The sequence below is a fragment of the Nitrospirillum bahiense genome, from assembly GCF_007828025.1.
GTDB lineage: Bacteria > Pseudomonadota > Alphaproteobacteria > Azospirillales > Azospirillaceae > Nitrospirillum > Nitrospirillum amazonense.
Genome location: NZ_VITO01000007.1, coordinates 223,687 through 249,025, shown reverse-complemented (window position 1 = coordinate 249,025; position 25,339 = coordinate 223,687). Strand labels below are relative to the sequence as shown.

Annotated in this window: 27 protein-coding genes; 14 read left to right on the top strand and 13 right to left on the bottom strand. The window is 66.9% G+C overall.

Translation table 11 applies throughout. The annotated features are described in order from the left end of the window. Positions 1–33: 33 nt before the first annotated feature. The 5 genes from FBZ88_RS12780 to ggt form a co-directional block, all read right to left on the bottom strand. Positions 34–846, bottom strand: coding sequence for an inositol monophosphatase family protein (locus FBZ88_RS12780; RefSeq protein WP_145611583.1), 813 nt, complete (start codon positions 844–846; stop codon positions 34–36). Positions 847–985: 139 nt separating this feature from the next. Then, positions 986–1,555 carry an elongation factor P gene (gene efp, locus FBZ88_RS12775; protein ID WP_004271878.1) on the bottom strand — a complete coding sequence of 190 codons (570 nt, stop codon included), beginning with the start codon at positions 1,553–1,555 and terminating at the stop codon, positions 986–988. Between the two features lie 272 nt (positions 1,556–1,827). After that, entirely contained in the window at positions 1,828–2,040 is a 213-nt protein-coding gene (locus FBZ88_RS12770; RefSeq protein WP_088871815.1) for a hypothetical protein, read from the bottom strand. 112 nt (positions 2,041–2,152) lie between these two features. After that, complete coding sequence (locus tag FBZ88_RS12765) at positions 2,153–2,470, bottom strand: hypothetical protein (RefSeq protein WP_186464367.1); 318 nt, start codon at positions 2,468–2,470, stop codon at positions 2,153–2,155. 187 nt (positions 2,471–2,657) lie between these two features. Continuing rightward, the gene (ggt, locus tag FBZ88_RS12760) at positions 2,658–4,385 is read right to left on the bottom strand and encodes a gamma-glutamyltransferase (protein ID WP_246138636.1); all 1,728 of its coding nucleotides are present in this window, start codon (positions 4,383–4,385) and stop codon (positions 2,658–2,660) included. A gap of 151 nt (positions 4,386–4,536) precedes the next feature. Here ggt and FBZ88_RS12755 point away from each other — a divergent pair, with 151 nt between their 5' ends. The 7 genes from FBZ88_RS12755 to FBZ88_RS12725 all read left to right on the top strand — a co-directional run bounded on the left by FBZ88_RS12755 (position 4,537) and on the right by FBZ88_RS12725 (position 10,236). Next, positions 4,537–5,106 carry a helix-turn-helix domain-containing protein gene (locus FBZ88_RS12755; protein ID WP_186464366.1) on the top strand — a complete coding sequence of 190 codons (570 nt, stop codon included), beginning with the start codon at positions 4,537–4,539 and terminating at the stop codon, positions 5,104–5,106. Between the two features lie 19 nt (positions 5,107–5,125). Next, positions 5,126–5,674 carry a GNAT family N-acetyltransferase gene (locus FBZ88_RS12750; protein WP_145617323.1) on the top strand — a complete coding sequence of 183 codons (549 nt, stop codon included), beginning with the start codon at positions 5,126–5,128 and terminating at the stop codon, positions 5,672–5,674. A gap of 215 nt (positions 5,675–5,889) precedes the next feature. After that, positions 5,890–6,822, top strand: coding sequence for an ABC transporter permease subunit (locus FBZ88_RS12745; RefSeq protein WP_004273582.1), 933 nt, complete (start codon positions 5,890–5,892; stop codon positions 6,820–6,822). 4 nt (positions 6,823–6,826) lie between these two features. After that, on the top strand, positions 6,827–8,140 hold the full coding sequence (gene livM / locus FBZ88_RS12740) for a high-affinity branched-chain amino acid ABC transporter permease LivM (protein ID WP_145617321.1): 1,314 nt from the start codon (positions 6,827–6,829) through the stop codon (positions 8,138–8,140). 1 nt (position 8,141) lies between these two features. Next, positions 8,142–8,972 carry a high-affinity branched-chain amino acid ABC transporter ATP-binding protein LivG gene (gene livG, locus FBZ88_RS12735; protein ID WP_145617319.1) on the top strand — a complete coding sequence of 277 codons (831 nt, stop codon included), beginning with the start codon at positions 8,142–8,144 and terminating at the stop codon, positions 8,970–8,972. Beyond that, a complete protein-coding gene (locus FBZ88_RS12730) occupies positions 8,972–9,697 on the top strand; it encodes an ABC transporter ATP-binding protein (RefSeq protein ID WP_145617317.1) in 726 nt (241 codons plus the stop codon). Before livG ends, FBZ88_RS12730 begins: the two co-directional genes overlap by 1 nt. 14 nt (positions 9,698–9,711) lie before the next feature. Further along, positions 9,712–10,236, top strand: coding sequence for a hypothetical protein (locus FBZ88_RS12725; protein ID WP_145617315.1), 525 nt, complete (start codon positions 9,712–9,714; stop codon positions 10,234–10,236). 9 nt (positions 10,237–10,245) lie between these two features. On the opposite strand, the gene FBZ88_RS12720 is transcribed toward FBZ88_RS12725, so the two are convergent. Further along, positions 10,246–12,045 (bottom strand): ABC transporter transmembrane domain-containing protein, encoded by a 1,800-nt coding sequence (locus FBZ88_RS12720; RefSeq protein WP_145617438.1) that lies wholly within the window; start codon positions 12,043–12,045, stop codon positions 10,246–10,248. Between the two features lie 300 nt (positions 12,046–12,345). Between FBZ88_RS12720 and rpmE the strand changes: the two genes are divergently transcribed. Next, positions 12,346–12,567, top strand: a complete 222-nt coding sequence (gene rpmE, locus FBZ88_RS12715; protein ID WP_040848326.1) for a 50S ribosomal protein L31 — start codon at positions 12,346–12,348, stop codon at positions 12,565–12,567. Between the two features lie 222 nt (positions 12,568–12,789). On the opposite strand, the gene FBZ88_RS12710 is transcribed toward rpmE, so the two are convergent. Then, positions 12,790–13,191 (bottom strand): DUF1465 family protein, encoded by a 402-nt coding sequence (locus FBZ88_RS12710; protein ID WP_145617313.1) that lies wholly within the window; start codon positions 13,189–13,191, stop codon positions 12,790–12,792. Between the two features lie 407 nt (positions 13,192–13,598). Between FBZ88_RS12710 and FBZ88_RS12705 the strand changes: the two genes are divergently transcribed. Then, positions 13,599–14,075: an Hsp20 family protein gene (locus FBZ88_RS12705; protein ID WP_145617311.1), complete on the top strand. Its 477-nt coding sequence runs from the start codon at positions 13,599–13,601 to the stop codon at positions 14,073–14,075. Positions 14,076–14,402: 327 nt separating this feature from the next. Here the strand turns inward: FBZ88_RS12705 and FBZ88_RS12700 are convergent, their stop codons facing one another. Next, entirely contained in the window at positions 14,403–16,313 is a 1,911-nt protein-coding gene (locus FBZ88_RS12700; RefSeq protein ID WP_145617309.1) for a propionyl-CoA synthetase, read from the bottom strand. A gap of 350 nt (positions 16,314–16,663) precedes the next feature. Then, positions 16,664–17,782 (bottom strand): patatin-like phospholipase family protein, encoded by a 1,119-nt coding sequence (locus FBZ88_RS12695; RefSeq protein ID WP_145617307.1) that lies wholly within the window; start codon positions 17,780–17,782, stop codon positions 16,664–16,666. 310 nt (positions 17,783–18,092) lie between these two features. On the opposite strand from FBZ88_RS12695, the gene FBZ88_RS12690 reads away from it, so the two are divergent. Then, the gene (locus tag FBZ88_RS12690; RefSeq protein WP_145617305.1) at positions 18,093–18,284 is read left to right on the top strand and encodes a DUF4169 family protein; all 192 of its coding nucleotides are present in this window, start codon (positions 18,093–18,095) and stop codon (positions 18,282–18,284) included. Positions 18,285–18,335: 51 nt separating this feature from the next. Here FBZ88_RS12690 and FBZ88_RS12685 read toward each other — a convergent pair whose 3' ends face one another. Continuing rightward, entirely contained in the window at positions 18,336–18,713 is a 378-nt protein-coding gene (locus tag FBZ88_RS12685; RefSeq protein ID WP_145617303.1) for a VOC family protein, read from the bottom strand. Positions 18,714–18,827: 114 nt separating this feature from the next. On the opposite strand from FBZ88_RS12685, the gene FBZ88_RS12680 reads away from it, so the two are divergent. Further along, positions 18,828–19,394 carry a TetR/AcrR family transcriptional regulator gene (locus tag FBZ88_RS12680; RefSeq protein WP_246138634.1) on the top strand — a complete coding sequence of 189 codons (567 nt, stop codon included), beginning with the start codon at positions 18,828–18,830 and terminating at the stop codon, positions 19,392–19,394. A 28-nt stretch (positions 19,395–19,422) separates the two neighbouring features. Here FBZ88_RS12680 and FBZ88_RS12675 read toward each other — a convergent pair whose 3' ends face one another. The 3 genes from FBZ88_RS12675 to FBZ88_RS12665 all read right to left on the bottom strand — a co-directional run bounded on the left by FBZ88_RS12675 (position 19,423) and on the right by FBZ88_RS12665 (position 21,329). After that, positions 19,423–20,502, bottom strand: coding sequence for a 5-(carboxyamino)imidazole ribonucleotide synthase (locus FBZ88_RS12675; protein WP_145617302.1), 1,080 nt, complete (start codon positions 20,500–20,502; stop codon positions 19,423–19,425). After that, positions 20,499–20,963, bottom strand: coding sequence for a 5-(carboxyamino)imidazole ribonucleotide mutase (purE, locus tag FBZ88_RS12670; RefSeq protein WP_040848330.1), 465 nt, complete (start codon positions 20,961–20,963; stop codon positions 20,499–20,501). Before purE ends, FBZ88_RS12675 begins: the two co-directional genes overlap by 4 nt. A 165-nt stretch (positions 20,964–21,128) precedes the next feature. Continuing rightward, positions 21,129–21,329 carry a YdcH family protein gene (locus FBZ88_RS12665; protein WP_040848320.1) on the bottom strand — a complete coding sequence of 67 codons (201 nt, stop codon included), beginning with the start codon at positions 21,327–21,329 and terminating at the stop codon, positions 21,129–21,131. 164 nt (positions 21,330–21,493) lie between these two features. Between FBZ88_RS12665 and FBZ88_RS12655 the strand changes: the two genes are divergently transcribed. From FBZ88_RS12655 to FBZ88_RS12645, 3 genes are all read left to right on the top strand, one after another. Continuing rightward, positions 21,494–22,588: an ATP-dependent 6-phosphofructokinase gene (locus tag FBZ88_RS12655; RefSeq protein ID WP_145617299.1), complete on the top strand. Its 1,095-nt coding sequence runs from the start codon at positions 21,494–21,496 to the stop codon at positions 22,586–22,588. Continuing rightward, on the top strand, positions 22,581–23,051 hold the full coding sequence (locus FBZ88_RS12650) for a TIGR02444 family protein (RefSeq protein WP_186464365.1): 471 nt from the start codon (positions 22,581–22,583) through the stop codon (positions 23,049–23,051). The genes FBZ88_RS12655 and FBZ88_RS12650 overlap by 8 nt, the downstream gene beginning before the upstream one ends. Positions 23,052–23,226: 175 nt before the next feature. Then, on the top strand, positions 23,227–25,308 hold the full coding sequence (locus tag FBZ88_RS12645; protein ID WP_246138633.1) for a M13 family metallopeptidase: 2,082 nt from the start codon (positions 23,227–23,229) through the stop codon (positions 25,306–25,308). The last annotated feature ends 31 nt before the right edge of the window (positions 25,309–25,339 follow it).

The following is a 25,339-nucleotide window of genomic DNA, read 5'->3' as shown; positions in this document are numbered from 1 at the left end:
CGATCGCGAAAACCAGACGAAAACCGCAGGCGCTCAGCCGGCAGCCTTCTTCTTGCCGGCGTTGCGCAGCAGGGTGCCCAGCGGCAGATGCAGGTGGGAATTGGCGGCCAGCACGCTGGCGCCGCTCTGCGGAACCTTGCCGCCGCCGATCTCGGTGGCGAAACCGCCGGCCTCGGTCACCATCAGCAGACCCGCGGCCACGTCCCAGGGCTTCAGGTTGGTTTCGAAGAAGCCGTCGAAGCGGCCGGCGGCGACATAGGCCAGGTCCAGGGCGGCGGCACCCAGGCGGCGGATACCGGCCACCTCGCCCATCACCGCCTGCAGCTGCGGCAGGTAGGCGGCATGGTCGCCATGGCCCTTGAAGGGGATGCCGGTGGCGATCAGCGCGTCGGGCAGGTTGCGGCGGGCAGAGACGCGCAGACGGGTGTGGTTGAGGAAGGCGCCGGCGCCCTTCTCCGTCCAGAACATCTCATCATGCACCGGCTCGTACACCACGCCGGCGACGATCTCGCCTTCCTTTTCCAGCGCGATGGTGACGGCCCAGTGCGGCAGGCCGTGCAGGAAGTTGGTGGTGCCGTCCAGCGGATCGACGATCCAGCGGTGCGACGGGTCGCTGCCGGCCACGCTGCCCGCTTCCTCCAGCAGGAAGCCGAAGCTGGGGCGCGCCTTGGACAACTCCTCGCGGATGATGTTTTCCGACTTGCGGTCGGCGGCGGACACGAAGTCCGCCGGACCCTTGCGGGAAACCTGCAGCTGCTCCACCTCACCGAAGTCGCGCACCAGGGCGCGGCCCGCCTTCTCGGCGGCTTTGGTCATGACGTTGAGGATGGCGGAACGGGCGGCCATGGGGTGTCCCTTTTGATCTCATTACAGGCAGGTCCCCGGGGGACCGCCCTACCATAAAAGCCGAGAGCGAATTCCACCGGAAGGCGGAATTCGCTCTGGCAACGAACCAGCCGCCCGAGGGCGGCGGCGGGAAGGAAGCTTAGTCCTTCGCGCGTTCCATATATTCGCCCTCGGCGGTGCTGACCACCACGCGGGTGCCGGCTTCGATGTGCGGCGGAACCAGGATGCGCACACCGTTTTCCAGCACGGCCGGCTTGTACGAGGAAGAGGCCGTCTGGCCCTTCACCACCGGGTCGGCCTCGGTGATCCGCAGGGTCACGGTCTGCGGCAGCTCGACCGACAGGGGAGCACCCTCGAAGGTCTGCACCGTCACTTCCATGCCGTCGGTCAGGAAGACCTTGCCGTCGCCGACGACATCGCCGGGGATGGAGACCTGCTCGAAGGTTTCCTTGTCCATGAAGGTGTAGCTGTCGCCCTCTTCGGCGAACAGGAAGGTCATCTCATGTTCGTCCAGGCGGGCCCGCTCCACGCTTTCCTGGGTACGGAAGCGCTCGATCGTCTTGGTGCCCGTGCGCACGTCCTTCATCTCGATCTGGATGAAAGCGCCGCCCTTGCCGGGCTGCACGATCTGCGTCTTCACGACCACCCACAGCTTGCCGTTATTCTCCATAACGTGGCCGGGGCGCATGGTGTTGGCGTTAACCTTCATGGTGCTTCAACTTTAACCTGGGTGTTTGCGAGCGGCGCGGACCCTAGCAGCTTGTGGCCGGCCGGACAAGATCGGCCGAAATTCCCCGGGCGCATGCCCCTTCGGCGTTATCCCGCAAACGATGCTGTGGAATGCCCCAACCGCCATGAAACCGGCGCAGAAAAAGCCCGGCGGGTCGAAACCGGCCGGGCTTGGAAAGGTATGGGACGGGAAACAGGGAATGAGAAGAACTACAGGGAAACGAACTGGAACCAGCCTCAGGGCTTGATTCCTTAGGGTTTGATCAGGGCGCCCACGGCCGCACCACCGGCGGCGCCGATGGCGGCACCCGCCAGGACCGGGCCGCCGACGATGGCCGTCAGGGCGGCACCACCCGCGGCGCCGATGGCGCCACCGGACAGGGCGCGCTGCTGGCGGGCATTCAGACCGGAACAGCCGGCCAGCAGGGACCCGGCGACAACGACGACGACAGCTTTCTTCAACATGATGGCCTCACTGCTTCCAAGGCCGGGGCGGAACCAGGCAGGACTCCGCCCCGGGGGCCGGGCTTGATGCCGGCTAAATCATTGGGGTTAAGGGATTAGGGGGGTTAAGGGATTAGCGGATGGGAATGACCACGTTCAGGCCAGCCGACGGATAGTAGACCGGGGGCGGCGGCGGGGGCGCGTAGTACACCGGGGGCGGCACGTACACCGGACGGGGCGGGCCGTAGTAGTACGGCGGGGCCACGTAGACCCGCGGGCCACGATAGTAGTCGTGGTAGCGGTAGTAGTCACCATGGTGGTGACGCCAGTATTCGTCGGCGTTCGCCTTGGTCGCGGTCAGGCCGGATGATGCGGCGACCCCGACCACGACCAGTGCGGCAACCGCGGCAAAGCGCTTCACCTTCGCCAGACGCAGGAAATCGCTCGTCATGATCTTACCTCCAAAAAGGGGATGCTCGCTTGTCGGCTCGTGCCGTCATCGGCTTCCCATGGTTGGTATCCTGGAGGCGGATGTTGACGATTTAAGGGCGATGTTTGCCTTAATGCGACCGTAATTATGAATGGGCCGGGAACTTTACGCGCCCGGCCCATTCCCCAATAAGAACAATAGGTTATGCTCAGCGAACCACCTGTCCCGCGCCGCGTCCGCGCGGGTCGGACGCGGTTTGCAGCTCGGTTCCGATCACCTGCACGGCCTCCACATCGCCCATGTTCCAACCCTGGTTCACCAGCGTGTAGCCCATGGCCTTCAGCTTGTCGGCCTCCGGCCCCGTCAGCGGGGCGTAGGGGTCGTAATAGATGGTGTCCTTGGGCAGCAGTTGATGGTGCACCCGCTGGGCCGCCACCGCCGCCTGCAAGGGCATGTGGAAGTCATAGACGTCGCTCATCACCTGGAAGACGCCGGTGAAGATGCGGGAGCCGCCGGGCGTGCCCAGCACCAGGCTGACCTTGCCATCGCGGGTGACGATGGTGGGGGTCATGGAGGACAGCATGCGCTTGCCCGGCTGGATGGCGTTGGCGTCCTTGCCCACCACACCGAAGCCGTTGGGCACGCCCGGCTTGGCGCTGAAGTCATCCATCTCGTCATTCATCAGGAAGCCGGCGCCGCTGACCACCTCGCCGTTCCCGAACTCGAAATTCAGGGTGTAGGTGTTGGAGACGGCGTTGCCCCATTTGTCGACGACGGAAAAGTGCGTGGTCTCGTTGGGCTCCAGCCCCGGCTTCACGTCGGGTGTGGGGGAAATGGCGGTCGGGTTGACCTCCCCGGCCCGCTTGGCCAGGTAGTCGTCGCTGATCAGCTTTTCCACCGGCACCTTGTAGAAGTCCGGGTCGCCCAGGTATTCGGCGCGGTCGGCGAACACCCGCTTCTCGATCTCCGCCAGCAGGTGGATGTACTTGGCGGAGTTCAGCGGCACGTCCTTGAAATCCGCGGCGCGCAGTTCCTTCATCTTCAGCAGCTGGGCCAGCGCCTCCCCGCCCGAACTGGGCGGCGGGGCGGTGTAGACGACGTTGCCCTGCCAGGTGAACCGGATGGGCTCCCGCCACTTGGCCTTATAGTCCGCCAGGTCCTGCGCCGTGATCAGGCCGCCGTCCTTTTTCATTTGCGCGACCAGCAGCTGCGCCGTCTTGCCGGTGTAGAACTCCTTGGGCCCGTCCTTGGCGATGCGCTTCAGCGTCTCGGCCAGTTCCGGCTGGGTGAAGATCTTGCCCGGTTCCATCTTGCCGAAATACTGGGCGAAGTTGGTGCCCGCGAACTGCGCCATCATGTCGGTGCGGTAGGCGATGATCTTGTCGGACGGCAGGAAGCCCTTCTCCGCCAAGGTGATGGCCGGTTGGATGACCCGCTCCCAGGGCAGCGTGCCGAAGCGGTGGTGCGCCTCCCACAGGCCCATGACGGTGCCAGGCACGCCGGCGGCCTTGGCGCCCACCAGGCTGAGCTTGGGAATCACGTTGCCCTGGGCGTCCAGGTACATGGTGCGCGTCGCGGCCTTGGGCGCCACCTCACGGTAGTCGATGAAGTAGGGCTTGCCGTCCACGAACAGGGTCATGAAGCCGCCACCGCCGATGTTGCCGGCCTCGGGATAAGTGACGGCCAGGGCGAAGGCGGTGGCCACGGCGGCGTCCACGGCGTTGCCGCCGGCCCTCAGGATCTCCGCCCCGGCGCCCGTGCCGAAGGTGTCGGCCGAGGCCACGGCGCCACCCGACAGCAGGGCGGCCGGCGCGGTCGCCATGTCCTTGGCCTGGACCAGCGGCACGCCCCCAAACAGCGCGACGCCCAATACCGCCGCGCCCACCGCATTGACCCAACGCCGCGTGATGCCCTCGCCACTCTGCCGAGACCCCATCGGTCACCCCTCTTGTTCTGGAATCGTTGCCCGCCTGCCGGCTGGAAGGAACCAGCATGCCCAGGTCGCAGGCGAAAGATAAGATGATTTTGCGCTGCGGCATGATAAGCAGGGCTTGACGATTTTCTCATATATGGGAAATATTCCCATTATGGAACAGACGCCCGATCCCTTCGACCAACGTCTGGCTGCCCGCCTCGCCGGCCTGCGCCTGGAACGCGGCTGGACTCTGGAGACATTGGCGGAGCGTAGCGGCATCAGCCGCGCCACCCTGTCCCGGCTGGAGCGGGGGGAAACCAGCCCCACCGCCGCCTTGCTGGGGCGGCTGTGCACCGCCTACGAACGGCCTATGTCCCGCCTGCTGGCGGAGGTGGAGGCCGACCCGCAACAGTTCATCCCCCGCGAGTCCCAGCCCGTCTGGACCGACCCGGAAACGGGCTTCCACCGCCGGGGCGTCTCCCCACCCGCCAGCGGCTACATGACGGAGATGGTGGAGGGCACCCTGCCGTCCGGCGCCGTCATCGCCTACCAGGCGCCGCCGGTGGCGGGGCTGGAGCATCATTTGTGGATGCTGGCCGGGCGGCTCGACCTGGCCTTGGACGGTGTCACCCACGCGCTGTCGACAGGGGACACGCTGCGCTATCGCCTGATGGGCGGCAGCCGCTTCCACTGCCCCGGCCCGGACGCCGCGCATTACGTCATCGCCATTACCCGCCCCTGAGAAAGCCACTCGAGCCACCATGACCGCCCTGGCCATCCGCGAAATCCCCGCCGCCGAGTTGGACGCCCAGATCCCCGCCCTCAGCCGCATCCTGCATGCCTGCGTCCTGGGCGGGGCCAGCGTCGGCTTCATCCTGCCCTTCGCCGAGGACGAGGCCACCGCCTTTTGGCAAGGGCTGAGACCCGGCCTGGAGGCCGGCGGCCGGCGCCTGCTGGGCGCGTGGTTGGGGGACCGCCTGATGGGCACGGTGCAGTTGCTGCTGGCCGGCCCGCCCAATGGCCGCCACCGGGCAGAGGTGGCCAAGATGCTGGTCCATCCCGACGCCCGCCAACGCGGCATCGGCCGTGCGTTGATGGCCGCCGTCGAGGCGCTGGCCCAAACGGAGGGGCGCACCCTGCTGCTGCTGGACACCGGCAGTGATGAAGGCCGGGCGCTGTACCGCTCCGCCGGGTTCCAGGTCGCGGGCGACATCCCGGGCTATGCCATCCATGTCGATGGCTCGGCCCTGGCGACGACCATTCTGTACAAGCATTTAACAGGACCAATGCCGGAGAATTACGCGCACTGACGCGTGCCTAGCCGGCCAATTACCGGTATCCGCCAGTAAAAAATGTTGCGGTGCGTGCGTTTTCACCCCCGCACCCCCCGCCCCCGCCTTGCCGCCCCTGCGCACTAGGGTTAAGGTCGCAGCCGGTCCCGGCATGGCGGACCCGCGCCAAGGCCGGCGCGGGAATCGGCCCGAAGCACGCCGGACAGCCATGGATAGGGGCGGTTAAGGCGGCAATGGGTTTCACGCTGGCAGTCGGCACATTCCTACAGCATTTGATCAACGGCCTGACCCTGGGCGCCATCTACGGACTGATCGCCATCGGCTACACCATGGTGTACGGCATCATCCGCATGATCAATTTCGCCCATGGCGAGATTTACATGATCGGCGCCTTCATCGCCGTCACCACCTTCACCCTGTTGCTGGGGGCGGGCGTGACCTCGGTCCCGCTGGCCTTGGTCATCGTGCTGGCCATCTCCTGCACCTTCACCGCCGCCTATGGCTGGACCATCGAGCGCGTGGCCTATCGCCCGCTGCGCACGGCGCCCAAGCTGGCGCCCTTCATCTCCGCCATCGGCATGTCCATCCTGCTGCAGAACTTCGTCATGCTGACCCAGGGGGCGCGGTCGAAGTCGCTGCCGCCGGTCATGACGGGTGGCGTCACCCTGTGGCATGACGGCGACTTCAGCCTGGGCCTGACCAACATCCAGATGTTCATCATCCTGCTGACCGTGGCGCTGATGGCCGGGTTCACCCTGGTCATCAACCGCACCGCCCTGGGCCGTGCCCAGCGGGCGTGCGAGCAGGACCGGACCATGGCGGCCTTGCTGGGGATCAACGTCGACCGCACCATCTCCCTCACCTTCGTGCTCGGGGCCGGGCTGGCGGCGGTGGCCGGCGTCATGGTCACCCTCTATTACGGCGTCATCGACTTCTACATCGGCTTCCTGGCCGGCATGAAGGCCTTCACCGCCGCCGTGCTGGGCGGCATCGGCAGCCTGCCGGGCGCCATGCTGGGCGGCCTGCTGATCGGCCTGATCGAGGCCTTCTTCTCCGGCTACGTCTCCAGCGCCTACAAGGACGTGGCGGCGTTTTCCATCCTGATCCTGGTGCTGGTGGTCCGCCCCTCGGGCCTGCTGGGCCGTCCTGACATCGAGAAGGTGTGAGGTCATGGCCGCACCCATTCCCTCCCCCACTGGCCCCGCCATGCCCTTCGTGCACCGTCTGCGTGAGGCCGGCATCGCCGGCCTGGTCGCCATGGCGCTGGCCGTGCCCTTCCTGGGCCTGCGCACCGTCAACCTGGACCAGGGCCTGGTGGTGCAGGCCAACCTGGCCTATGTGCCCCTGGCCGGTGCCGTCGTCTTCCTGGGCCGGTTGATCCTCGGCCTGCTGGCGGCACCGCTGGCCAAGGCCGCGGCCCCCCTGGCAACGTGGCGCCAGCCGGCGGGCGCCCAGCGCCTGCGCCCTTGGGGCGGGCCGCTGCTGGTGCTGGCCGCCGCGGCCCTGCCCTTCCTGCCCTTCGCCAACCGCTATGTCATCGACCTGGGCACCACAGCGCTGATCTACATCCTGCTGGCGACGGGCCTGAACATCACCGTGGGCCTGGCCGGGCTGCTGGATCTGGGCTTCGCCGCCTTCTACGCCATCGGCGCCTATACCTGCGCCCTGACCACCACGCAGCTGCACTGGGGGTTCTGGCCGGCACTGGCGGCGGGAGGGCTGGCGTCCAGCCTGTTCGCGGTGCTGCTGTCCCTGCCCATCCTGCGGCTACGCGGCGATTATCTCGCCATCGTCACCCTGGGGTTTGGTGAGATCACCCGCATCGTCATCCTGAACTGGCAGGGCCTGACCGGCGGGCCCAACGGCGTGTCGGGCATCGCCCGGCCCACCCTGTTCGGCCTGACCTTCGACCGTCGCGCGCCGGCCGGCGGCCACACCTTCAGCGAGGTGACGGGCATCGCCTATGCCCCCGAACACCGGCTGATCTTCCTCTACCTGGTCATCCTGGCGCTGACCGCGCTGGCGGCCTACACCGTGGCCCGCCTGCGCCGCCTGCCCATCGGCCGCGCCTGGGAGGCGTTGCGCGAGGATGAGATCGCCTGCCGCTCGCTGGGCATCAACCCCACCATGGTGAAGGTTTCCGCCTATGCCACCGGCGCCCTGATGGGTGGCCTGGCCGGCTGCTTCTTCGCCGCCCGCCAGGGCTTCGTCAGCCCGGAAAGCTTCGGCTTCATGGAATCGGCCACCATCCTGGCCATCGTCGTGCTGGGCGGCATGGGCAGCCAGGCGGGCGTGATCATCGCCGCCTTGTTCATCGTCGTGCTGCCGGAACTGGCGCGCGGCTTCGCCGACTACCGCATGCTGGCCTTCGGCCTGGCCATGATCCTGATCATGATCTGGAAGCCCGGTGGCCTGCTGTCCGGCCGGCTGCCGACCATCCGGCTGTCCACCGCCAAGCCCAAGCCTGTGGCGGAGGCCGCCTGAAATGACCGAACCCCTTCTGGACGTTCAGGGCCTGACCATGCGATTCGGCGGCCTGTTGGCCGTGGACGGCGTGGACCTGACGGCGGAAAGCAACCGCATCACCGCTTTGATCGGACCCAACGGCGCGGGCAAGACTACCATCTTCAACTGCCTGACCGGCTTCTATAAACCCACGGCCGGCCGGCTGCTGCTGCGCCACCCGACCCGGGGGGCGATCGAGCTGCAGACGCTGAAGGGCTACGGCGTCGCCCGCACCGGCGTGGTGCGCACCTTTCAGAACATCCGCCTGTTCCCCAGCATGACCGTGCTGGAAAATCTGCTGGTGGCCCAGCACCAGGCGCTGATGCCCAGGTCCGTCTTCTCGCTGGCCGGCCTGCTGAACCTGAAGGGCTGGCGCGCCGCGGAAGAGGCGGCGGTGGACACCGCCCGCGACTGGCTGCGCCGTCTGGACCTGCTGGCGGTGGCGGATGAGGCGGCGGGCAACCTGTCCTACGGCATGCAGCGCCGGGTGGAGATCGCCCGTGCCATGAGCACCAACCCGCTGTTGCTGTGCCTGGATGAGCCGGCCGCCGGCCTGAACCCGCGCGAAACCCGGGCGCTGGCCGAGTTGCTGGCCGGCATCCGCGCCGAACACGGCATCGGCATCCTGCTGATCGAACATGACATGGGCCTGGTCATGGATATCTCCGACCACATCTTCGTCGTCGACCATGGCGCCCGCATCGCCGCCGGCACACCGGCCGAAATCCGCAATGACGAGCGGGTGATCAAGGCCTATCTGGGCGAGCCCGACGCAGATGACGCTGCCACCGCCGGCGGGGACGCGCACTGATGGCCGGCCCGCTGCTGCAACTGTCCGACGTCCACGCCAGCTATGGTCCCGTGCACGCCCTGCGCGGCGTCAACCTCACGGTGAACGAGGGGGAGATCGTCACCCTGATCGGCGCCAATGGTGCCGGCAAGTCCACCCTGCTGATGACCATTTGCGGCAACCCGAAGCCGACTCAGGGCCAGATCCTGTTCCAGGACAGAAGCCTGGTGGGTATCCCCCCGCACCTGATCGCGACCCAAGGCATCGCCCAGGTGCCGGAGGGGCGGCGCATCTTCCCGCGCATGACGGTGCTGGAGAACCTGCAGCTGGGCGCCACCCTGGCCGACCCCGCCCATTTCGCTGAGGATCTGGCCACCTGCTACGGCCTGTTCCCCATCCTGGAGAAGCGCCAGGCCCAGCGCGCCGGCACCCTGTCGGGCGGGGAGCAGCAGATGCTGGCCATCTCCCGCGCGCTGATGAGCCGCCCGCGCATGCTGCTGCTGGACGAGCCCTCGCTGGGCCTCGCCCCTCTCATCATCCGCCAGATCTTCCAGGTCATCGAACAGCTGAACCGGGAGCGCGGCATGACCATCCTGCTGGTGGAACAGAACGCCTATCACGCCCTGAAGCTGGCCCATCGCGCCTATGTCCTGGCCTCGGGCGAGGTGGTGCTGACGGGCTCAGGGCGCGAACTGCTGGCCAACGAGCAGGTGCGCGCGGCCTACCTGGAGGGCGGGGCGCATTGAGGAAAGGAAGCGGAATGAACATCGCCAGGACCTTCTTGAAGGTCGTTCTTTCTGTGATCGTCATTCTTCCGCTTACAGCAGGCCCCAAGAATGCCCGTGCTGAAACTTGGAGCAAGGAGGGCCTCACCATCATGCTACCCAGCGGCTATTCCCGGGGCACGGGCCGGCTGGCGGACTTATTCATAGGCGACGACGGCACGTCCTTTACCCTGAACGTGATGGCGGCGGAAAAAAGTGAGCCCCCAGAAGTCGCCGTGAAGAACCTTCACGATGGGGCATATCTCATGACAATCCCCATGTTCATTCATGGCCAGACAATTACCTCCCCGACCAAGGAGGAAACACTCCCGGACAAGTCTCTACTCATCTCAGTCGGCGGTGAGCAGCAACTCGGTGGTCAGCAACGATTTGGCCTATTCTTTCTCATCATTAGCCCTGATGGCAGGGGAGGACTGATCATGGCCTACGGGCCCGGTTCCGCCTCGGGGCAAATGGAAAAATTCAGGCAGATGGTCGTTAGTGCCCAATGGGCTAACTGACGACTTTCATCATTCGGACGCGTCGCCGATCCCCTTGGCTGCGTCGAACTGTAGCGCGGCCAAGCGGGCGTAGAGGCCGCCCTGGCGGATCAGTTCCTCATGCCGGCCGCTGGCGACAATCTTGCCCTTGTCCAGGACAATGATGCGGTCGGCGTTCAGCACGGTGGCCAGGCGGTGGGCGATGATGAGGGTGGTGCGGTCCTTCATCAGGGTTTCCAAGGCCAACTGCACCCCGCGTTCGCTCTCCGCGTCCAGGGCGGAGGTCGCCTCGTCCAGCAGCAGGATCTTCGGATTGCGCAGGATGGCGCGGGCGATGGCGATGCGCTGGCGCTGGCCACCGGAGAGGCGCACGCCCTTCTCACCCAGATAGGTGCCCAGCCCATCCGGCAAGGCCTCCAGGAAGTCCAGCGCGTGGGCGGCGCGGGCGGCGGCGCGCACCTCCTCGTCCGTCGCCTCAGGGCGGCCGTAGCGGATATTCTCCCACGCGTTGGTGGAGAAGATCACCGCCTCCTGCGGGACTATCCCTAAGCGGGCGCGCACATCCGCCGGGGTGGCCGTGCGCACGTCCACGCCGTCCACCAGCACGCGGCCGTCCTGCGGGTCGTAGAAGCGCAGCAGCAGCTGGAACAGCGTGGTCTTGCCAGCACCGCTGGGGCCGACGATGGCCACCGTCTCGCCCGGCGCCACCGTCAGGTCCAGGCCCTCCAGCGCGGCATGGTCGGGCCGGGCCGGATAATGAAAGCGCACACCCTCGAACGCCACGGTGCCGATGGCCGGGGTGGGCAGCGCCACCGGGTTGGGCGGAGCGACGATATCCGCCTTGGTCTCCAGCAGGTCCACCAGCCGCTCCATGGCACCGGCCGCCCGCTGCAGCTCACCCGTGACCTCGGAGATGGCGCCCACGGCGCCGGCGACCAGCACGGAATAGAAAATGAAGGCGGAGAGCTGGCCGGCGGAGATGCGGCCGGCCAGCACGTCGTGCCCGCCGATCCACAGGATGACGCCGATGGCCCCCATGACCAGGGAGATGATGATCATGGCCATCAAGGCCCGCACACGGATGCGGCGCACGGCGGTGGTGAAGGCGTCCTCCACCCGCTCGCCAAAGCGCGCCGTCTCTATGGCCTCATGCCCGAAGGCCTGGACGATGCGGATGCCGCCCAGCGTCTCATCCACCTGGGCGCCCACGTCGGCCACGCGGTCCTGGCTGGCCTTGCTGAGCTTACGCAAGGACCGGCCCAGGATGACGATGGGCAGCACCACCAGGGGCACGACGATCAGCACCAGGCCCGTCAGCTTGGCGCTGGTGATGGCCAGCATGATCAGGCCACCCATCAGCATCAGCGTGTTGCGCAGGGCGATGGAAACGGTGGAGCCCACCACCGTCTGCAGCAGCGTGGTGTCCGTGGTCAGGCGCGACAGCACCTCACCCGTGCGGGTCGATTCGAAAAATCCGGGCGACAGGGTCACCAGATGGTCGAAAACCGCCCGGCGGATATCGGCCACCACTCGCTCGCCCACCCAGGAAACGAGGGAGAATCGCACATAGGTGGACCCGGCCAGTACCAGGATGACACCCAGCATGACCAGCAGCGCGTGGTCAAGCAGCTGCGGATTGCTGGTGACGAAGCCCTGGTCCACCACGGCCTGGAGGCCGCGCCCCATGCCGATGGTGGTGGCCGCCGCCAACAGCAGGGCGATGCCGGCCCCCACCGAGTGCCAGATGTAGGGCCGCACGAAGGGCAGCAGAAAGGCCAGGGGCCGCAGGGACTTGCGCCCCGGGGCGGGTGTGCCCGGGGTGGGTGTCATGGTGGCGTCGGTCACCGGCGATGTTCCCAATCTGTCTGAGCGGGGCGCGGAACCGTCCCATTATTCAAGCGTCCCCGAACAATCAGCTTGGCCCCACGCGCGTGATGGCTTAGGTAATGCGTCCAAGGCCGTGGGGCAACCATCGCCAACCCTTTCCTTCATCGCCACGTGGCGTCAGCCATGCGTGGTTGTGGTGTCGTGCGCATGGGAAGCGCACGATCGGGTGTTGATCCCGGGGACGGTTTTGGCTATAAGCCCGGCTTCGCATTTCGAGATTTTTGTTTTGGGACTTGGGCGATCATGAAAGCTGACATTCACCCGGACTACCATGAGATCACCGTCGTCATGACCGACGGCACCTCGTTCAAGACCCGGAGCACCATGGGCAAGGCCGGCGACACGCTGCGCCTGGACATCGACCCGAAGTCGCACCCGGCGTGGACGGGCGTGCAGAAGCTGGTCGACACCGGCGGCCAGATCGCCAAGTTCAACCGTCGCTTCTCGGGCCTGGGCCTGAAGTAAGCCGCGGGCGGCCCACGCCGCGCGCTGTTGAGCTTTCAAAAAGAGCGTCCCATCCGGGGCGCTCTTTTTTGCTGCTTACGCGCCGCCCTTGCCTTAAGCCGGAAGTGCCCGCTGGCCTGCGACCGCAGGCCCCGGAGCTTTCTGGGGAGTGAAGCGGACTGGAAATCGAGGATAGCCAAGGCGCCGGATAGCGGCGCCCGGCGATTGAGGGAATAGGCCCAACTAAGCCACGCTGCGCCGGTACTGGTCTTCCAGACGCTCGGCGCGCATGTACAGGCTGTGGCTGCGTTGCAGCAGGGAGCGCAGGCCGGATGGCAGCTCACCGTTGTCGGGCCCCGAGGGGTCGCTGCAGATGGCCCCGCCGGACAGGGCGAACTGTTCGCCCAGCACCTGGTCGGCCGTCAGCTCATGGGCGTGCACGGCCTTCAGGGCCAGCAGCCAGGCCATGACCTGCGTCAGCCGGCTGGTGACACGCAGCGATTCGTAGCTGATCTGCAATCGGACCTGGGGCGGCAGCCCCCGCTGGTCCTTGGCTTCCTGGAATGCCACGTAATTGCGCGCCTCAACCAGGAGGGCCATCGTCTCCTCGTACGTCCGGTCGAAAAAGGCATTGGACTCGAGCAACGAGGAACCTTTCTCCGGGCTGGACCTGGATACCGCACGGGGGTGGTCCCATGGGCGTAACTCAGGCGGGGGCAACCCGGGCACGGACGACAACTGTAGGGTCGAAATGCCCAAACCCGCAATACGCGGCGGGCTGGGGTCACCTTCTGATCACAGACGGTGACGCTTCAGGGTGCCGCCAAAGGCTTAAATCTTTGGAAATAGGACAGCGGATTTCCAAGCTCGCGCGCCTTCCATTTTTCGGATTCCGGCCCCTATTGAAATCCGCGAAGGGCATTCACAGATGAAACTGCGTCGGCGGGAATGCCCAGGAGGGGTTCCTAGAGCCGGCATGAAACCCCACCCAACGGGACGGCCAGGATGGCGCCCAAGGGGCCCAGGGGTGATCGCTCTACCGGAGGATTATCATGCGCAGTTACGACCTGTCCCCGCTGTTCCGTTCCACCGTCGGTTTCGACCGCCTGACCCGTCTGATGGAGTCGGCGCTGAAGACCGAGGACCAGGGCAACGCCTACCCGCCCTACAACATCGAGAAGCGCGGGGACGACGATTATCGCATCACCATGGCGGTCGCGGGCTTCAGCCAGGAAGAGATCGACATCGTGACGCAGGAGAACGCGCTGACGGTCATCGGCAAGTCCCGCAAGGATGATCAAGCCGCCCCGCAGACACAGTACCTGCACCGGGGCATCGCCGCCCGCGCCTTCGAGCGGCGCTTCCAGCTGGCCGAGCATATCCGGGTGACGGGTGCGGCGCTGGAAAATGGCCTGCTGCACATCGACCTGGTGCGGGAGGTGCCGGAAACGGCCAAGCCGCGCCATATCCCGATCGCCAACCTGGGCCAGGCTTCGACCGCCCTGCCCACCGGGCAGACGGCCAACTAAGTCCTGTTCCAACCAGTTCCTGGCAAGGCTGGAAGGGTCCGGACGGGTGACCGCCCGGGCCTTGCAGCCAGCGTGATTTCAGGACGTAAAAATGGAAAGGGCCGCAGCTATTGCGCTGCGGCCCTTTCGCATTCCCAGCGGCGCCGGTTTTCCGGCTGCCTGATTTTGCCCGCCCGTTCAACCCGTACCAAACTTCGAAACGGACGGTATGCAGGGCACGCGGGCCAGTCAACCCACTTCCGCAACAAAGACCGCAGATCAGTCAACGCACCGTCACAATTTTGCCACATGGGAGGTACCCCAAAGCGGCAGGGGCAGGCTCATATTCTATTGATTCCAAATCGTTTTTCGCCCAAATCCAGCAGCGGTCAGGGCCGCCCCGATTTCCTCGAGAACAGCCGGATCATCGATGGTGGCCGGCATCGCCCAGGCCTCCTGGTCCGCGATCTTTTGCATGGTCGCCCGCAGGATTTTCCCTGAACGGGTTTTGGGCAGCCGCTCCACCACCAGGGCCTGGCGGAAGGCGGCGACGGGGCCGATGACCTCCCGCACCCGCTGCACCACCTCGGCCACGATGGTCTCGTGATGGCGGGTCACGCCCGCCTTCAGCACCAGGAAGCCCAGGGGTAGCTGGCCCTTCAGCGCATCGTGCACGCCGATGACGGCGCACTCCGCCACATCGGGGTGACCGGCCAGCACTTCTTCCATGGCGCCGGTGGACAGGCGGTGGCCGGCGACGTTGATGATGTCGTCGGTGCGGGCCATGATGAACAGGTAGCCGTCCTCATCGACATAGCCGGCGTCCGAAGTCTGGTAGAAACCCGGATATTCGGAGAGGTAACTGCGGATGAAGCGCTCCTCCGCGTTCCACAGCGTCGGCAGGGTACCCGGCGGCAGCGGCAGGCGTATGGTAACCGCCCCCAGGGTGCCCGCCGGCACCTCGTGCCCCTGCCCGTCCAGCACCCGCACATCCCAACCCGGCAGCGGCCGGGTGACGGAGCCATGCTTGACCGGCATCAGGCCCAGCCCTACGGGGTTGCCGGCGACCGGCCAGCCGGTTTCCGTCTGCCACCAATTGTCGATGACCGGCACCTTCAGGTGGGCTTCCGCCCAGCGCAGGGTGTCGCTGTCCGACCGTTCCCCCGCCAGATACAGCTGGCGGAAATAGCTGAGGTCATGCCCTTTGAGCAGCAGGCCCTCCGGATCCTCGCGCTTGATGGCGCGAAGGGCGGTGGGGGCGGTGAACAGCATGGCCACCTTGTGCTGGCTGATCACCCGCCAGTAGACGCTGGCGTCCGGCGTCCCCACGGGCTTTCCCTCATACAACACGGTGGTGGCGCCGTGCAGCAGCGGGCCATAGACGATATAGCTGTGCCCGACCACCCAGCCCACGTCGCTGGCGGCCCAGAACACCTCCCCCGGCTTTAGCCCATAAAAATGTTCCATGGTCCATTTCAGGGCCACGGCATGGCCGCCGTTGTCGCGGACCACGCCCTTGGGCTGGCCCGTCGTGCCGGAGGTGTACAGGATGTACAGCGGATCCGTGGCCGCCACCGGCACGCAATCGTGCGGCGTCGCCGTTTCGACCTCTGTCCAGTCGATGTCCCGGCCCGGTTTCAGGGGCGCCTGTTCCTGCGGCCGCTGCAGGATGATGCAGCGGGCCGGCTTGTGCGCCGCCTGGTCGATGGCGCTGTCCAGCAGGGGCTTGTAGGGAATGACGCGGGCGCCCTCGATTCCGCAGGAGGCGGAAACCACCACCTTGGGCTTGGCGTCGTCCAGGCGGGTGGCCAGTTCACGCGCGGCGAATCCACCGAAGACGACGGAATGGATGGCGCCCAGCCGGGCGCAGGCCAGCATGGCGACGACGGCCTCGGCCACCATGGGCATGTAGAGGATGACCCGGTCCCCCTTCCCCACCCCCTGGGCCGCCAACAGGCCGGCGAAGCGCGCCGTCAGGTCCAGCAATTCGCGATAGGTGTATGTGACCACGGTGTTGGTGATGGGCCGGTCATGGATCAGCGCCACCTGGTCCCCCCGCCCCGCCGCCACATGGCGGTCCAGCGCGTTCCAGCAGGTGTTCAGCTGCCCGCCGGCGAACCAGCGGAATAGGGGCGCGCGGCTATCATCCAGCACATGGTCCCAGGGGCGGATCCAGTCGATGGCCTGGGCCGCCTCCCCCCAGAAGCCTTCGGGGTCTTCCAGGGACCGGTTGTACACTTCCGCATAGCGTCCGCTCATCCACCTACCCCCCTTTGGGGGCCCCGTGGGACCCCTATTCTTGCTTGGTCCCGCCACCATCGCAGGACGCCCAGGGGACGACCATGAGACAGATCAACGGCCTGCGTTCATCCTACCGGCTCGGAGGCGCGGGCCAACACGAAACCGCCCCGCCCACCCGAAAGGACAGGGGGGTGCGGCAGCGGGCGGCATAGGGCGGGCGTGCATGTGGGATAGGGGCCCCGGCAACAAAGGACTTGAAAGGTAAGGCGATTCGGCCGGACGGCCTAGCCAGGCCTCCGCCACCCTCCATTTAAGAAGGGGAACGGCGCCATCTTGACGTCCAAGGTGGTGCCCCGTCAGACGGCACGTCAGATGATCGCCCGCCCCGCCGCGAAGCTGCTTTCGCGGCCCACCTGGCCATAGCAGCGGGTGAGCCAATCGCCGGCCGCGGCGCGTCCCATGTCACGCAGCTCGGTCAGGAAGCCCCAGTCGGCGTTCAGCTTGCTGGAGACGCCCAGGTCCGCCATGCCGGGCCCCGGCTCCACCAGGTGCAGGTAAACGGGACGCACGCCGGCCTCCGCCGGGTCGATGCCGTGGTCCGCGCACAGGCGGTTCACCAGCTCCAGCGACTTGAGCTCGCGCAACAGGGTGGCGTTGAAGCCGATCTCGCTCATGCGATCGACGATGGCGCTCGGTGCTGTGGGCACGGCGGGCCGCTGCAGCGGCGTCACCTGCACCACCAGGATGTCGGTCGCCGTGCAGTCATGCAGCAGGGGGTAGAGCGTGGGGTTACCCATATAACCGCCATCCCAGTACGGCTCGCCTTCGATTTCCACCGCCTGGAACAGGATGGGCACGCAGGCCGAGGCCAACAGCGCCTCGATGGACAGGTCCGCGCCCTTGAACACCCGTAGCTGGCCACGGTTGACGTTGGTGGCGCTGACGAACAGGCGCACGGTGTCGGACCGGCGCAGCACGTCGAAGTCGATCAGGCCGTCCAGCACATCGCGCATGGGGTTCAGGCCCAGCGGGTTGAACTGATAGGGCGACATCATGCGCACCATCATGTCCAGCCCAGCGTAGATGGGGGAATGGTCCAGGTTGCGCCGCCCGGCGCCGCCCGTCATCCAGTCCAGCCAGGTGGGCTGCAGCGGGCCGGTGGCGGAGCTTTTGGCCATGCGCCGCCATAGCCGGTGCAACAGGGCGCGCGCGCCCTCCGCCCCGCCGGTCAGCAGGCCATAGGCCAGCAGCGCGCCGTTGACGGCGCCGGCACTGGTGCCGCTGATGCCCTCGACATCCAGCCGGCCATCCTCCAACAGGCGGTCCAGCACGCCCCAGGTGAACGCGCCGTGGGATCCGCCGCCCTGCAGCGCCAGATTTAGGGTGCGCCGCGCCGGCGCCTCGGTTACCGGAGGGGCCGCCGGAGCCGGAGACACCGGTGTCGCCCGCCGCCGCCGCTTGGCCACATCGCCCGCAGAACCGTCCATACCGCCCCGACCCTCGAAGAAAAAGCGGCCCGGCATTGAAGGCGAAGCACAGAATTCACCGGTCCGCCGGGACCAACATGGTTAACAACTGCCTGGGCGTGTCGATAAAATGCCGCCCAATTCGTGAGGCAATTCATACCTCGATACGGGGGGCGGAACAAACCCGTCTTGAACAATGCTGAACCTGGGTTAAGGTTAGGTTAGTGACTTGGGACGCAATGGCATCCGGGCCCGCCCTCAGCAGGTGATGTCCGCCCGCCATCCTCAGCGATCAGGCGCTCCCGAGCATCATGACGAGGGAAAGACGGCCGTGGGCGACGTAGTCAACCTGAACCGGTTCCGTAAGCAGAAGGCCAAGGAAGAGCGGGCGGCCAAGGCGGCCGAGAACCGCGTCGTCCATGGCCGCACCAAGGCCGAGCGCACGGCCGAGCAGAAGCGCCACGACAGCCAGACGGCAGACCTGGACGGCAAGAAGCTGGAACCTGCGGACCAGGACGACTAGGGACAGTAGCCCGAATGGGTTCCACGCATCCCAGCCCAGGCGGCGATTGGCTCAGCTGTTCGCGGCAAAGGGCCGGAAGAAATTGATCGTGTTGCCATCAGGGTCGCGGAACAGCATGGAACGGTTGCCCCAAGGCATGTCCTTGGGCTGCTGCAGCCAGTGGGTTACAAGGGCGTCGATACGGTCACGCTCCCGATCGACGTCATCGACCTGAAATTCCAGGATCGCCGACCGGTTGGCACCGGCGACCCAGTTCCCACCATGCATGAATTCACAGGCCTTCCGGCTCACCAGCGCCAGGATCGCGCCCCCTGGCCGGAACTCCACATAATCGTCGTTTCCGACCGACGGGGTTGCCAGCAGCTTCTCGTAAAAAGCCGCGAGCCGCGGCACGTCATCGCTCACCAGGCGCGTATAGGCGAACTTCATGGGGGCTTCCTTTCGACTTGCAGGGTGGGCTCCGGGTCACGATAGTGGACGCAATCGTTCTTCTGGTACGCTACGGTAGCGTAGCGTTTCTTGTCAAGGAAGGAAGGGAGCCCCGTGTCGGTACCAACACAGACCGTGGACAAGAGGGTCGAGCGCTCAAAAGCGAAGGTGCTGGCCGAGACCTACCGGCAACTGGTGCAAAGCGGGATCGCCGGGGTGAGCGTCGATGAAGTCTCACGCATCTCAGGCATTTCGAAGACGACAATTTATCGCCACTGGCCTTCGCGGTCGGCCCTGCTGATCGATGCCTGTTCCCGGCTGGGGGGCACGCCCGTCGCGCCCGATACCGGCAGCCTGCGGGGGGATGCCCGGGCGCTGCTCTCCCATCTCGCCCATCAGCTGCAGACGGCGAACTGGGGTTCCGTTTATCCCTCGATCATTGACGCGGCGGAGCGCGACGGCGAGCTGAGCACCATGCAGGCAGCGCTGCACAAAACCTTCATGGCACCATTTGAGGCCATCATAGAACGCGCCAAGGCTAAAGGAGAAATCCCCCCGGGCCGCCTCACCAACGATGTCGTCGCCCTGCTGGTTGGGCCTTTCTTCTTTCGCCGCTGGTTCGCCAAGGAGGGGATGGACGACCGTTTCATCGACGCGGTCATCGAAGCGGCAATCCGGTAGTCACAGCCTAGGTAAACGCCCGCCCACGTCACCGCGGGCGGTTCACGTGCCCCATCTTGCGGCCTGGCCGCGCCTCCGCCTTGCCGTAGAGGTGCAGGCGGGCGCCGGGTTCGGCTAGCAGATCGTGCCACCGGTCGGCGTCGTCGCCGATCAGGTTCTTCATCATGCAGGGCGCCATGATGTCGGTGGCGCCCAGGGGCAGGCCGCAGACGGCGCGCACCAGCTGCTCGAACTGGCTGGTGGCGCAGAAATCCATGGTCCAGTGACCGGAGTTATGTGGTCGGGGCGCCACCTCGTTCACCAGCACCTGGCCGTCCGGCGTCACGAACATCTCCACCGCCAGCAGGCCGACGACGCCCAGCGCCTCCGTCAGCGTCCGGGCGATGCGCGCGGCCTCGGCCGCCACCGCCGGGGTCACGGCCGCCGGCACCAGCGTCTCATCCAGGATGCCCTTGGCGTGGCGGTTCTCCACCACCGGGAAGGCGGCCATGACGCCATCGGCGCGGCGCGCGACAATGACTGAAACCTCGCAGGCGAAGGTGACGAACCCCTCCAGCACGGCGCTGTCGGTGCGCAGCGCCTCCCAGGCCGCGACCAGGTCGCTGTCGGGCCCCAGGCGCACCTGGCCCTTGCCGTCGTAGCCCATGCGGGCGGACTTGAGGATCGACGGCGTGCCCAGGTCGGCCACGGCGGCGCGCAGGGAATCGACGCCGGTCACCGCACGGAAGGGCGCAGTGCCGATGCCGAGATTGTTGGCGAAGGTCTTCTCTTCCAGGCGGTCCTGGGCCACGGCCAGGACGTGGGCGCCGGGGAAGGTCGGCACCCGGGCTGCCAGGAAATCGATGGTGGCCGTGGGGATGTTCTCCCACTCCAGCGTCACGACGTCGACGGCCTTGGCGAAGGCCTCCAGCGCCGCCCAGTCATCGAAGGCCGCCAGGGTTTCAATCGATACCACCTGGGCGCAGGGGCTGTCCCCGTCCGGCCCGTAGGCATGGGTGCGATAACCCAGGTTGGCGGCGGCCAGCGCCGTCATGCGGCCCAGCTGGCCGTTGCCCAGCATGCCGATGGTCGAACCCGGCGGGACGACGGTGAGGGGGGAAAGGGTCATTCCTCGTCCCGGGGTTCCAGGGCCACGCGATCGGTCTGGGCGGCGCGCCAGGCGTCCAGGGCATCGGCCAGGCGCTTGTCGTTCAGCGCCAGCACGGCGGCGGCCAGCAAGGCGGCGTTGATGGCGCCGGCCTTGCCGATGGCCAGGGTGCCCACAGGGATGCCGCCCGGCATCTGCGCGATGGACAGCAGACTGTCCATGCCCTTCAGCGCGTGGCTTTCCACCGGCACGCCGAACACGGGCAGCGGGGTCATGGCGGCCGCCATGCCCGGCAGGTGCGCGGCGCCACCGGCGCCGGCGACGATGACCTTAAGACCGCGGTCGCGGGCGGTGGTGGCGTAGTCGACCAGGCGGTGGGGGGTGCGGTGGGCGGAGACGATGCGCGTCTCGAACGGGACGCCCAATTCCTCAAGCACGGCGGCGCCGTGGCGCATGGTCGCCCAATCGGACTGGCTACCCATGATGATGCCGACCAGCGGCGCGCTTTCAGGCTTCTGGCTCACCGGTGTTGCTCCCCCCGGACTAAAAGGAAGCGCCGGATTATAGGAACGGGAAGCGGCCTTGCAAGTGCCGGCACCGCATGCCGGCCACGCCCGGACGGGGCCTGTCCAGGATGGGAAATGACATCAAGCGATGATGTCGGGCAGCAGTTCGCTCTCCAGGCGCGCGATCAAGTCCTTGAGCAGCAGCTTGCGCTTCTTCAGCCGCTGAATCTGCAACTGATCCACCGGGAACTGGCCCGTCAGGCGGGTGATGATGTCGTCGAGGTCACGATGCTCCACCCGAAGCGTCGCCAGCTTCTCCTTCAGGGTGTGTTGTTCAGTCATCCGTGCCTTTTAGCGTTCGCTGATCTCGATCACCGGGCGATCTATACCAGAAATCCGGCGATAGGGGTGCTGCCTTTCGGCATGCCTCTCGGCGATTGCGGGCAGGTCCGGTTTTCCTCAAACTCACGTCTCGATCATCATTTCGTCAAGGGATGGGCACGGGTATGAGCAGCGGCAAGCGCATCGGCATCCTGACCAGCGGCGGTGATTGCGCCGGCCTGAACGCCGTCATCCGCGCCGTGGTCCACCGCGCCGTCACCACCTACAGCTGGCAGGTGCTGGGCATCGAGGAGGGCACACACGGGCTGCTGGACCGGCCGGTGCGCCACCGCGTGCTGTTGCCGGCGCATGTGGACGGGAACATCCTGCGCCAGGGCGGCACCGTGCTGGGCACGACCAACAAGGGCGATCCCTTCGCCTACCCCATGCCCGACGGAACGAAGAAGGACCGGTCGCAGGAAATCATCAGCGGCTGCAAGGAACTGGGCCTGGACGCGCTGATCGGCATCGGCGGCGACGGCAGCCTGGCCATCCTGCGCCGCCTGGCGCAGGAGGGCGGCCTGAACCTGGTGGGCATCCCCAAGACCATCGACAACGATCTGGGCCTGACCGAAGTCTCGGTCGGCTACGACACCGCCGTGGCCGTGGCGACGGAGGCGCTGGACCGCCTGCAGCCCACGGCCGCCAGCCACGCCCGCGTCATGGTGCTGGAGGTCATGGGCCGGGACGCCGGCCACATCGCGCTGGCCGCCGGTATCGCCGGCGGCGCCGACGTCATCCTGCTGCCGGAGATCCCCTGGACGGTGGACGGCGTGGCCAACCGCATCCGCCAGATTCGCGCCCAGGGCCGCAACTTCGCCCTGGTGGTGGTGTCGGAGGCGGCCACCCTGCCGGGCGGCGGCAAGGCCCGGCAGGAATTCACCGACGGACAGAAGCGCTATGGCGGCATCGGCAGCTATATCGGCCATCTGATCGCCGAGGCGACGGGGGCGGAAACCCGCGTCACCGTGCTGGGCCATGTGCAGCGTGGCGGATCGCCCAACCCCCGTGACCGGCTGATCGCGTCGGCCTTCGGCGTGCACGCCGTCGACCTGATCGCCCATGGCAAGTACGACCGTATGGTGGCCTGGTCCAACCGCAAGGTCATCGACGTGCCCATCGCCGATGCTATCAAGGCCTATGCGGCGGTGGAGGTGGACGGCACCCTTGTGCGCACCGCCCGGGGCCTGGGCATCTATGTGGGCGAGCCCATTGCCTAAGCCCCCCGAGTCCTTCTGGCCCTACGCCCTGGACGCCTATGCCCGGCCGGGCGTGGCCGAGGCGTGCCTGGCGGCGCAGGACGCGCACGGCGCCGACGTGCCGCTGCTGCTGTGGGGCGCCTGGGCGGCGGCGCGTGGCCACACCCTGACCGAGGCGGATCTGGCCGCCGCCGCGACAGCCGCCGCCCGCTGGCGCGCACCCGTCATCGCGCCGCTGCGCCAGGCCCGCCGCGCCTTGAAGGCGCTGGCCGCCAGCGCCGCCGAGAACGAGGCCCTGCGCCAGACGGTCAAGGCGGCCGAACTGGAGGCCGAACGGCTGTACATGGCGGCCCTGGAACGGCTGGCCGACGGCTGGCCGGCACCCACCCCATCATGCCAGCGGACCTTGCGCGACAATCTGGCGCGTCTGCTGCCGCCGGAAGCGGCCCCGGTTACAGAGCGGTTACATAAGGCGCTTTCCTGACGACGCGACGCCTATGGTACTGTCGCCTCCATCAAATCATTTCGCCTGTCATCAAATTTTCGGGCGGCCTTGATTTTGACCCCTTCGGGGTCCCTGGCCTGGTTGCCGTGGGCAGCGGCACCGGCCGACGAGGGGACCCCGCAGGGCCCAACGACAACAACAGACGATGGATCACATGTCCGGGGTACGCAGCCTTTCCACATCGGCGGCATTGGCCGCCCTGATCGCCGCCGCCGGCCTGGCCGGCTGCCAATCCACCGACAGCAGGGCACCCGCCCCCCCCACCGCCCAGCCGGCACCACCGGTCCAGGGCGCCAGCGTCCCGGCCGCCCCCGGCCTGCCGGTGGTCGATAACGACGTCAACCCCTGCGAAAACTTCTTCCTGCACGCCTGCAGCGTGTGGAACAAGCGCAACCCCATCCCGGCGGACCAGCCGCGCTGGGGCACCTTCAACAAGCTGGCCGACGACAACCTGGCCCTGCTGCACGACGAGCTGGAGAAGCTGGCGGCCCATCCGACGCCCGAGAGCCAGCGCGTGGGCGATTTCTACGCCGCCTGCATGGACGAGAAAGGCATCGAGGCGCGGGGCCTGGCGCCGCTGCAGCCCCTGCTGGGCCGCATCAACGGCCTGAAGAGCAAGAAGGGCCTGACCAGCCTGCTGGTCGACCTGCACATCGCCGGCGTCAACGCCTTCCACCGCGTGGGCCAGCAGCAGGACTACAAGGACGCGACCCAGGTCATCGCCGGTGTCTACCAGGGCGGCCTGGGCCTGCCGGACAAGCCCTATTATTTCCGCGACGACGAAAAGTCCAAGCAGCAGCGGGCCGCTTATGTCGCCCACATCCAGAAGATGATGGAACTGGCGGGCCTGCCCGACGCGGCCGCCAAGGCCCAGACGGTCATGGGCATCGAGACGCGCCTGGCCGACGCCTCGCTGGACCGCGTCGCCATGCGCGAGCCGGAGAACCGCTATCATCTCAAGACCGTCGCCGAGCTGCGGCAGCTGGACCCGGCCATCGACTGGACGGCCTACATTCACGGCGCGGGCGTGAAGCCGCCGGCCACGCTGAACGTCAGCAATCCCGACTACATGAAGCGGGAAAACGAGCTGATCCACAGCCTGAGCCTGGCCGACATCAAGACTTACCTGACGTGGCGCACCCTCAGCGCCTATGCCAACTGGCTGCCCGACGCCTTCGTGCAGGAGAACTTCAATTTCTATGAGCGCACCATGCGCGGCGCCAAGGAGATGAAGCCCCGGTGGAAGCGCTGCGTCAGCGCCACCGACACCGCCCTGGGCGAGGATCTGGGCAAGTACTTCGTCGCCCGCGCCTTCGGGCCGGAGAAGAAGGCCCGCATGCTGCAGATGGTGGCGGACATCCGCAAGTCGCTGGATGAGACCTTCCCCACCCTGACCTGGATGAGCAAGGAGACCCAAGCCAAGGCGCACGCCAAGCTGGACGCCTTCACCGCCAAGATCGGCTACCCCGACAAGTGGCGGGACTACAGCGCCCTGACGGTCAGCCGCGGCGACGCCCTGGGCAACGCCCTGCGGGCCGAGTCGTTCGAGTTCCACTACGACATGGCCAAGATCGGCAAGCCGGTGGACAAGGGTGAGTGGGGCATGACCCCGCCTACCGTCAACGCCTACTATTCCTCCACCCACAACGACATCAACTTCCCGGCCGGCATTCTGCAGCCGCCCTTCTTCGACAGCGCGGCCGACGATGCCGTGAACTACGGCGCCATCGGCGTGGTCATCGGCCATGAGATCAGCCACGGCTTCGACGACCAGGGCCGCAAGTTCGACGGCGACGGCAACCTGAAGGATTGGTGGACGGCCGACGACGCGGCCCAGTTCAAGACCCGGGCCCAATGCCTGGTCGACCAGTACGGCGGCTATGTCGCCGACGGCGACGTGAAGGAAAACGGCAAGCTGAAGCTGGGTGAGAACACCGCCGACAACGGCGGCATCCGTGTCGCCTACCGCGCCCTGATGGAACGGCTGGGGACGAAGAAGGATGAGAAGATCGGCGGCCTGACCGCGGCCCAGCGCTTCTTCTACGGCTTCGCCCAGGTCTGGTGCGGCGAGGCGCGTCCGGAGTACCGGCGCCTTCAGGCCCAAACCGACCCGCACTCCCTGGGGGAATACCGGGTCAACGGCACCCTCTCGAACATGAAGGAGTTCGCGGAGGCGTTTAACTGCAAGCCCACCGACAAGATGGTGGCCGGCGACAAGGCCTGCCGCGTCTGGTGACGGGCGTCTGACAGGGGCGCCGGTGCCACCC

Excerpts from the sequence above, each read along its gene's own strand:
- FBZ88_RS12780 (WP_145611583.1), bottom strand. The coding sequence starts at position 846 with ATGGCCGCCCGTTCCGCCATCCTCAACGTCATGACCAAAGCCGCCGAG.
- efp (WP_004271878.1), bottom strand. The coding sequence starts at position 1,555 with ATGAAGGTTAACGCCAACACCATGCGCCCCGGCCACGTTATGGAGAAT.
- FBZ88_RS12770 (WP_088871815.1), bottom strand. The coding sequence starts at position 2,040 with ATGTTGAAGAAAGCTGTCGTCGTCGTTGTCGCCGGGTCCCTGCTGGCC.
- FBZ88_RS12765 (WP_186464367.1), bottom strand. The coding sequence starts at position 2,470 with ATGACGAGCGATTTCCTGCGTCTGGCGAAGGTGAAGCGCTTTGCCGCG.
- ggt (WP_246138636.1), bottom strand. The coding sequence starts at position 4,385 with ATGGGGTCTCGGCAGAGTGGCGAGGGCATCACGCGGCGTTGGGTCAAT.
- FBZ88_RS12755 (WP_186464366.1), top strand. The coding sequence starts at position 4,537 with ATGGAACAGACGCCCGATCCCTTCGACCAACGTCTGGCTGCCCGCCTC.
- FBZ88_RS12750 (WP_145617323.1), top strand. The coding sequence starts at position 5,126 with ATGACCGCCCTGGCCATCCGCGAAATCCCCGCCGCCGAGTTGGACGCC.
- FBZ88_RS12745 (WP_004273582.1), top strand. The coding sequence starts at position 5,890 with ATGGGTTTCACGCTGGCAGTCGGCACATTCCTACAGCATTTGATCAAC.
- livM (WP_145617321.1), top strand. The coding sequence starts at position 6,827 with ATGGCCGCACCCATTCCCTCCCCCACTGGCCCCGCCATGCCCTTCGTG.
- livG (WP_145617319.1), top strand. The coding sequence starts at position 8,142 with ATGACCGAACCCCTTCTGGACGTTCAGGGCCTGACCATGCGATTCGGC.
- FBZ88_RS12730 (WP_145617317.1), top strand. The coding sequence starts at position 8,972 with ATGGCCGGCCCGCTGCTGCAACTGTCCGACGTCCACGCCAGCTATGGT.
- FBZ88_RS12725 (WP_145617315.1), top strand. The coding sequence starts at position 9,712 with ATGAACATCGCCAGGACCTTCTTGAAGGTCGTTCTTTCTGTGATCGTC.
- FBZ88_RS12720 (WP_145617438.1), bottom strand. The coding sequence starts at position 12,045 with ATGACACCCACCCCGGGCACACCCGCCCCGGGGCGCAAGTCCCTGCGG.
- rpmE (WP_040848326.1), top strand. The coding sequence starts at position 12,346 with ATGAAAGCTGACATTCACCCGGACTACCATGAGATCACCGTCGTCATG.
- FBZ88_RS12705 (WP_145617311.1), top strand. The coding sequence starts at position 13,599 with ATGCGCAGTTACGACCTGTCCCCGCTGTTCCGTTCCACCGTCGGTTTC.
- FBZ88_RS12700 (WP_145617309.1), bottom strand. The coding sequence starts at position 16,313 with ATGAGCGGACGCTATGCGGAAGTGTACAACCGGTCCCTGGAAGACCCC.
- FBZ88_RS12695 (WP_145617307.1), bottom strand. The coding sequence starts at position 17,782 with ATGGACGGTTCTGCGGGCGATGTGGCCAAGCGGCGGCGGCGGGCGACA.
- FBZ88_RS12685 (WP_145617303.1), bottom strand. The coding sequence starts at position 18,713 with ATGAAGTTCGCCTATACGCGCCTGGTGAGCGATGACGTGCCGCGGCTC.
- FBZ88_RS12675 (WP_145617302.1), bottom strand. The coding sequence starts at position 20,502 with ATGACCCTTTCCCCCCTCACCGTCGTCCCGCCGGGTTCGACCATCGGC.
- purE (WP_040848330.1), bottom strand. The coding sequence starts at position 20,963 with ATGGGTAGCCAGTCCGATTGGGCGACCATGCGCCACGGCGCCGCCGTG.
- FBZ88_RS12665 (WP_040848320.1), bottom strand. The coding sequence starts at position 21,329 with ATGACTGAACAACACACCCTGAAGGAGAAGCTGGCGACGCTTCGGGTG.
- FBZ88_RS12655 (WP_145617299.1), top strand. The coding sequence starts at position 21,494 with ATGAGCAGCGGCAAGCGCATCGGCATCCTGACCAGCGGCGGTGATTGC.
- FBZ88_RS12645 (WP_246138633.1), top strand. The coding sequence starts at position 23,227 with ATGTCCGGGGTACGCAGCCTTTCCACATCGGCGGCATTGGCCGCCCTG.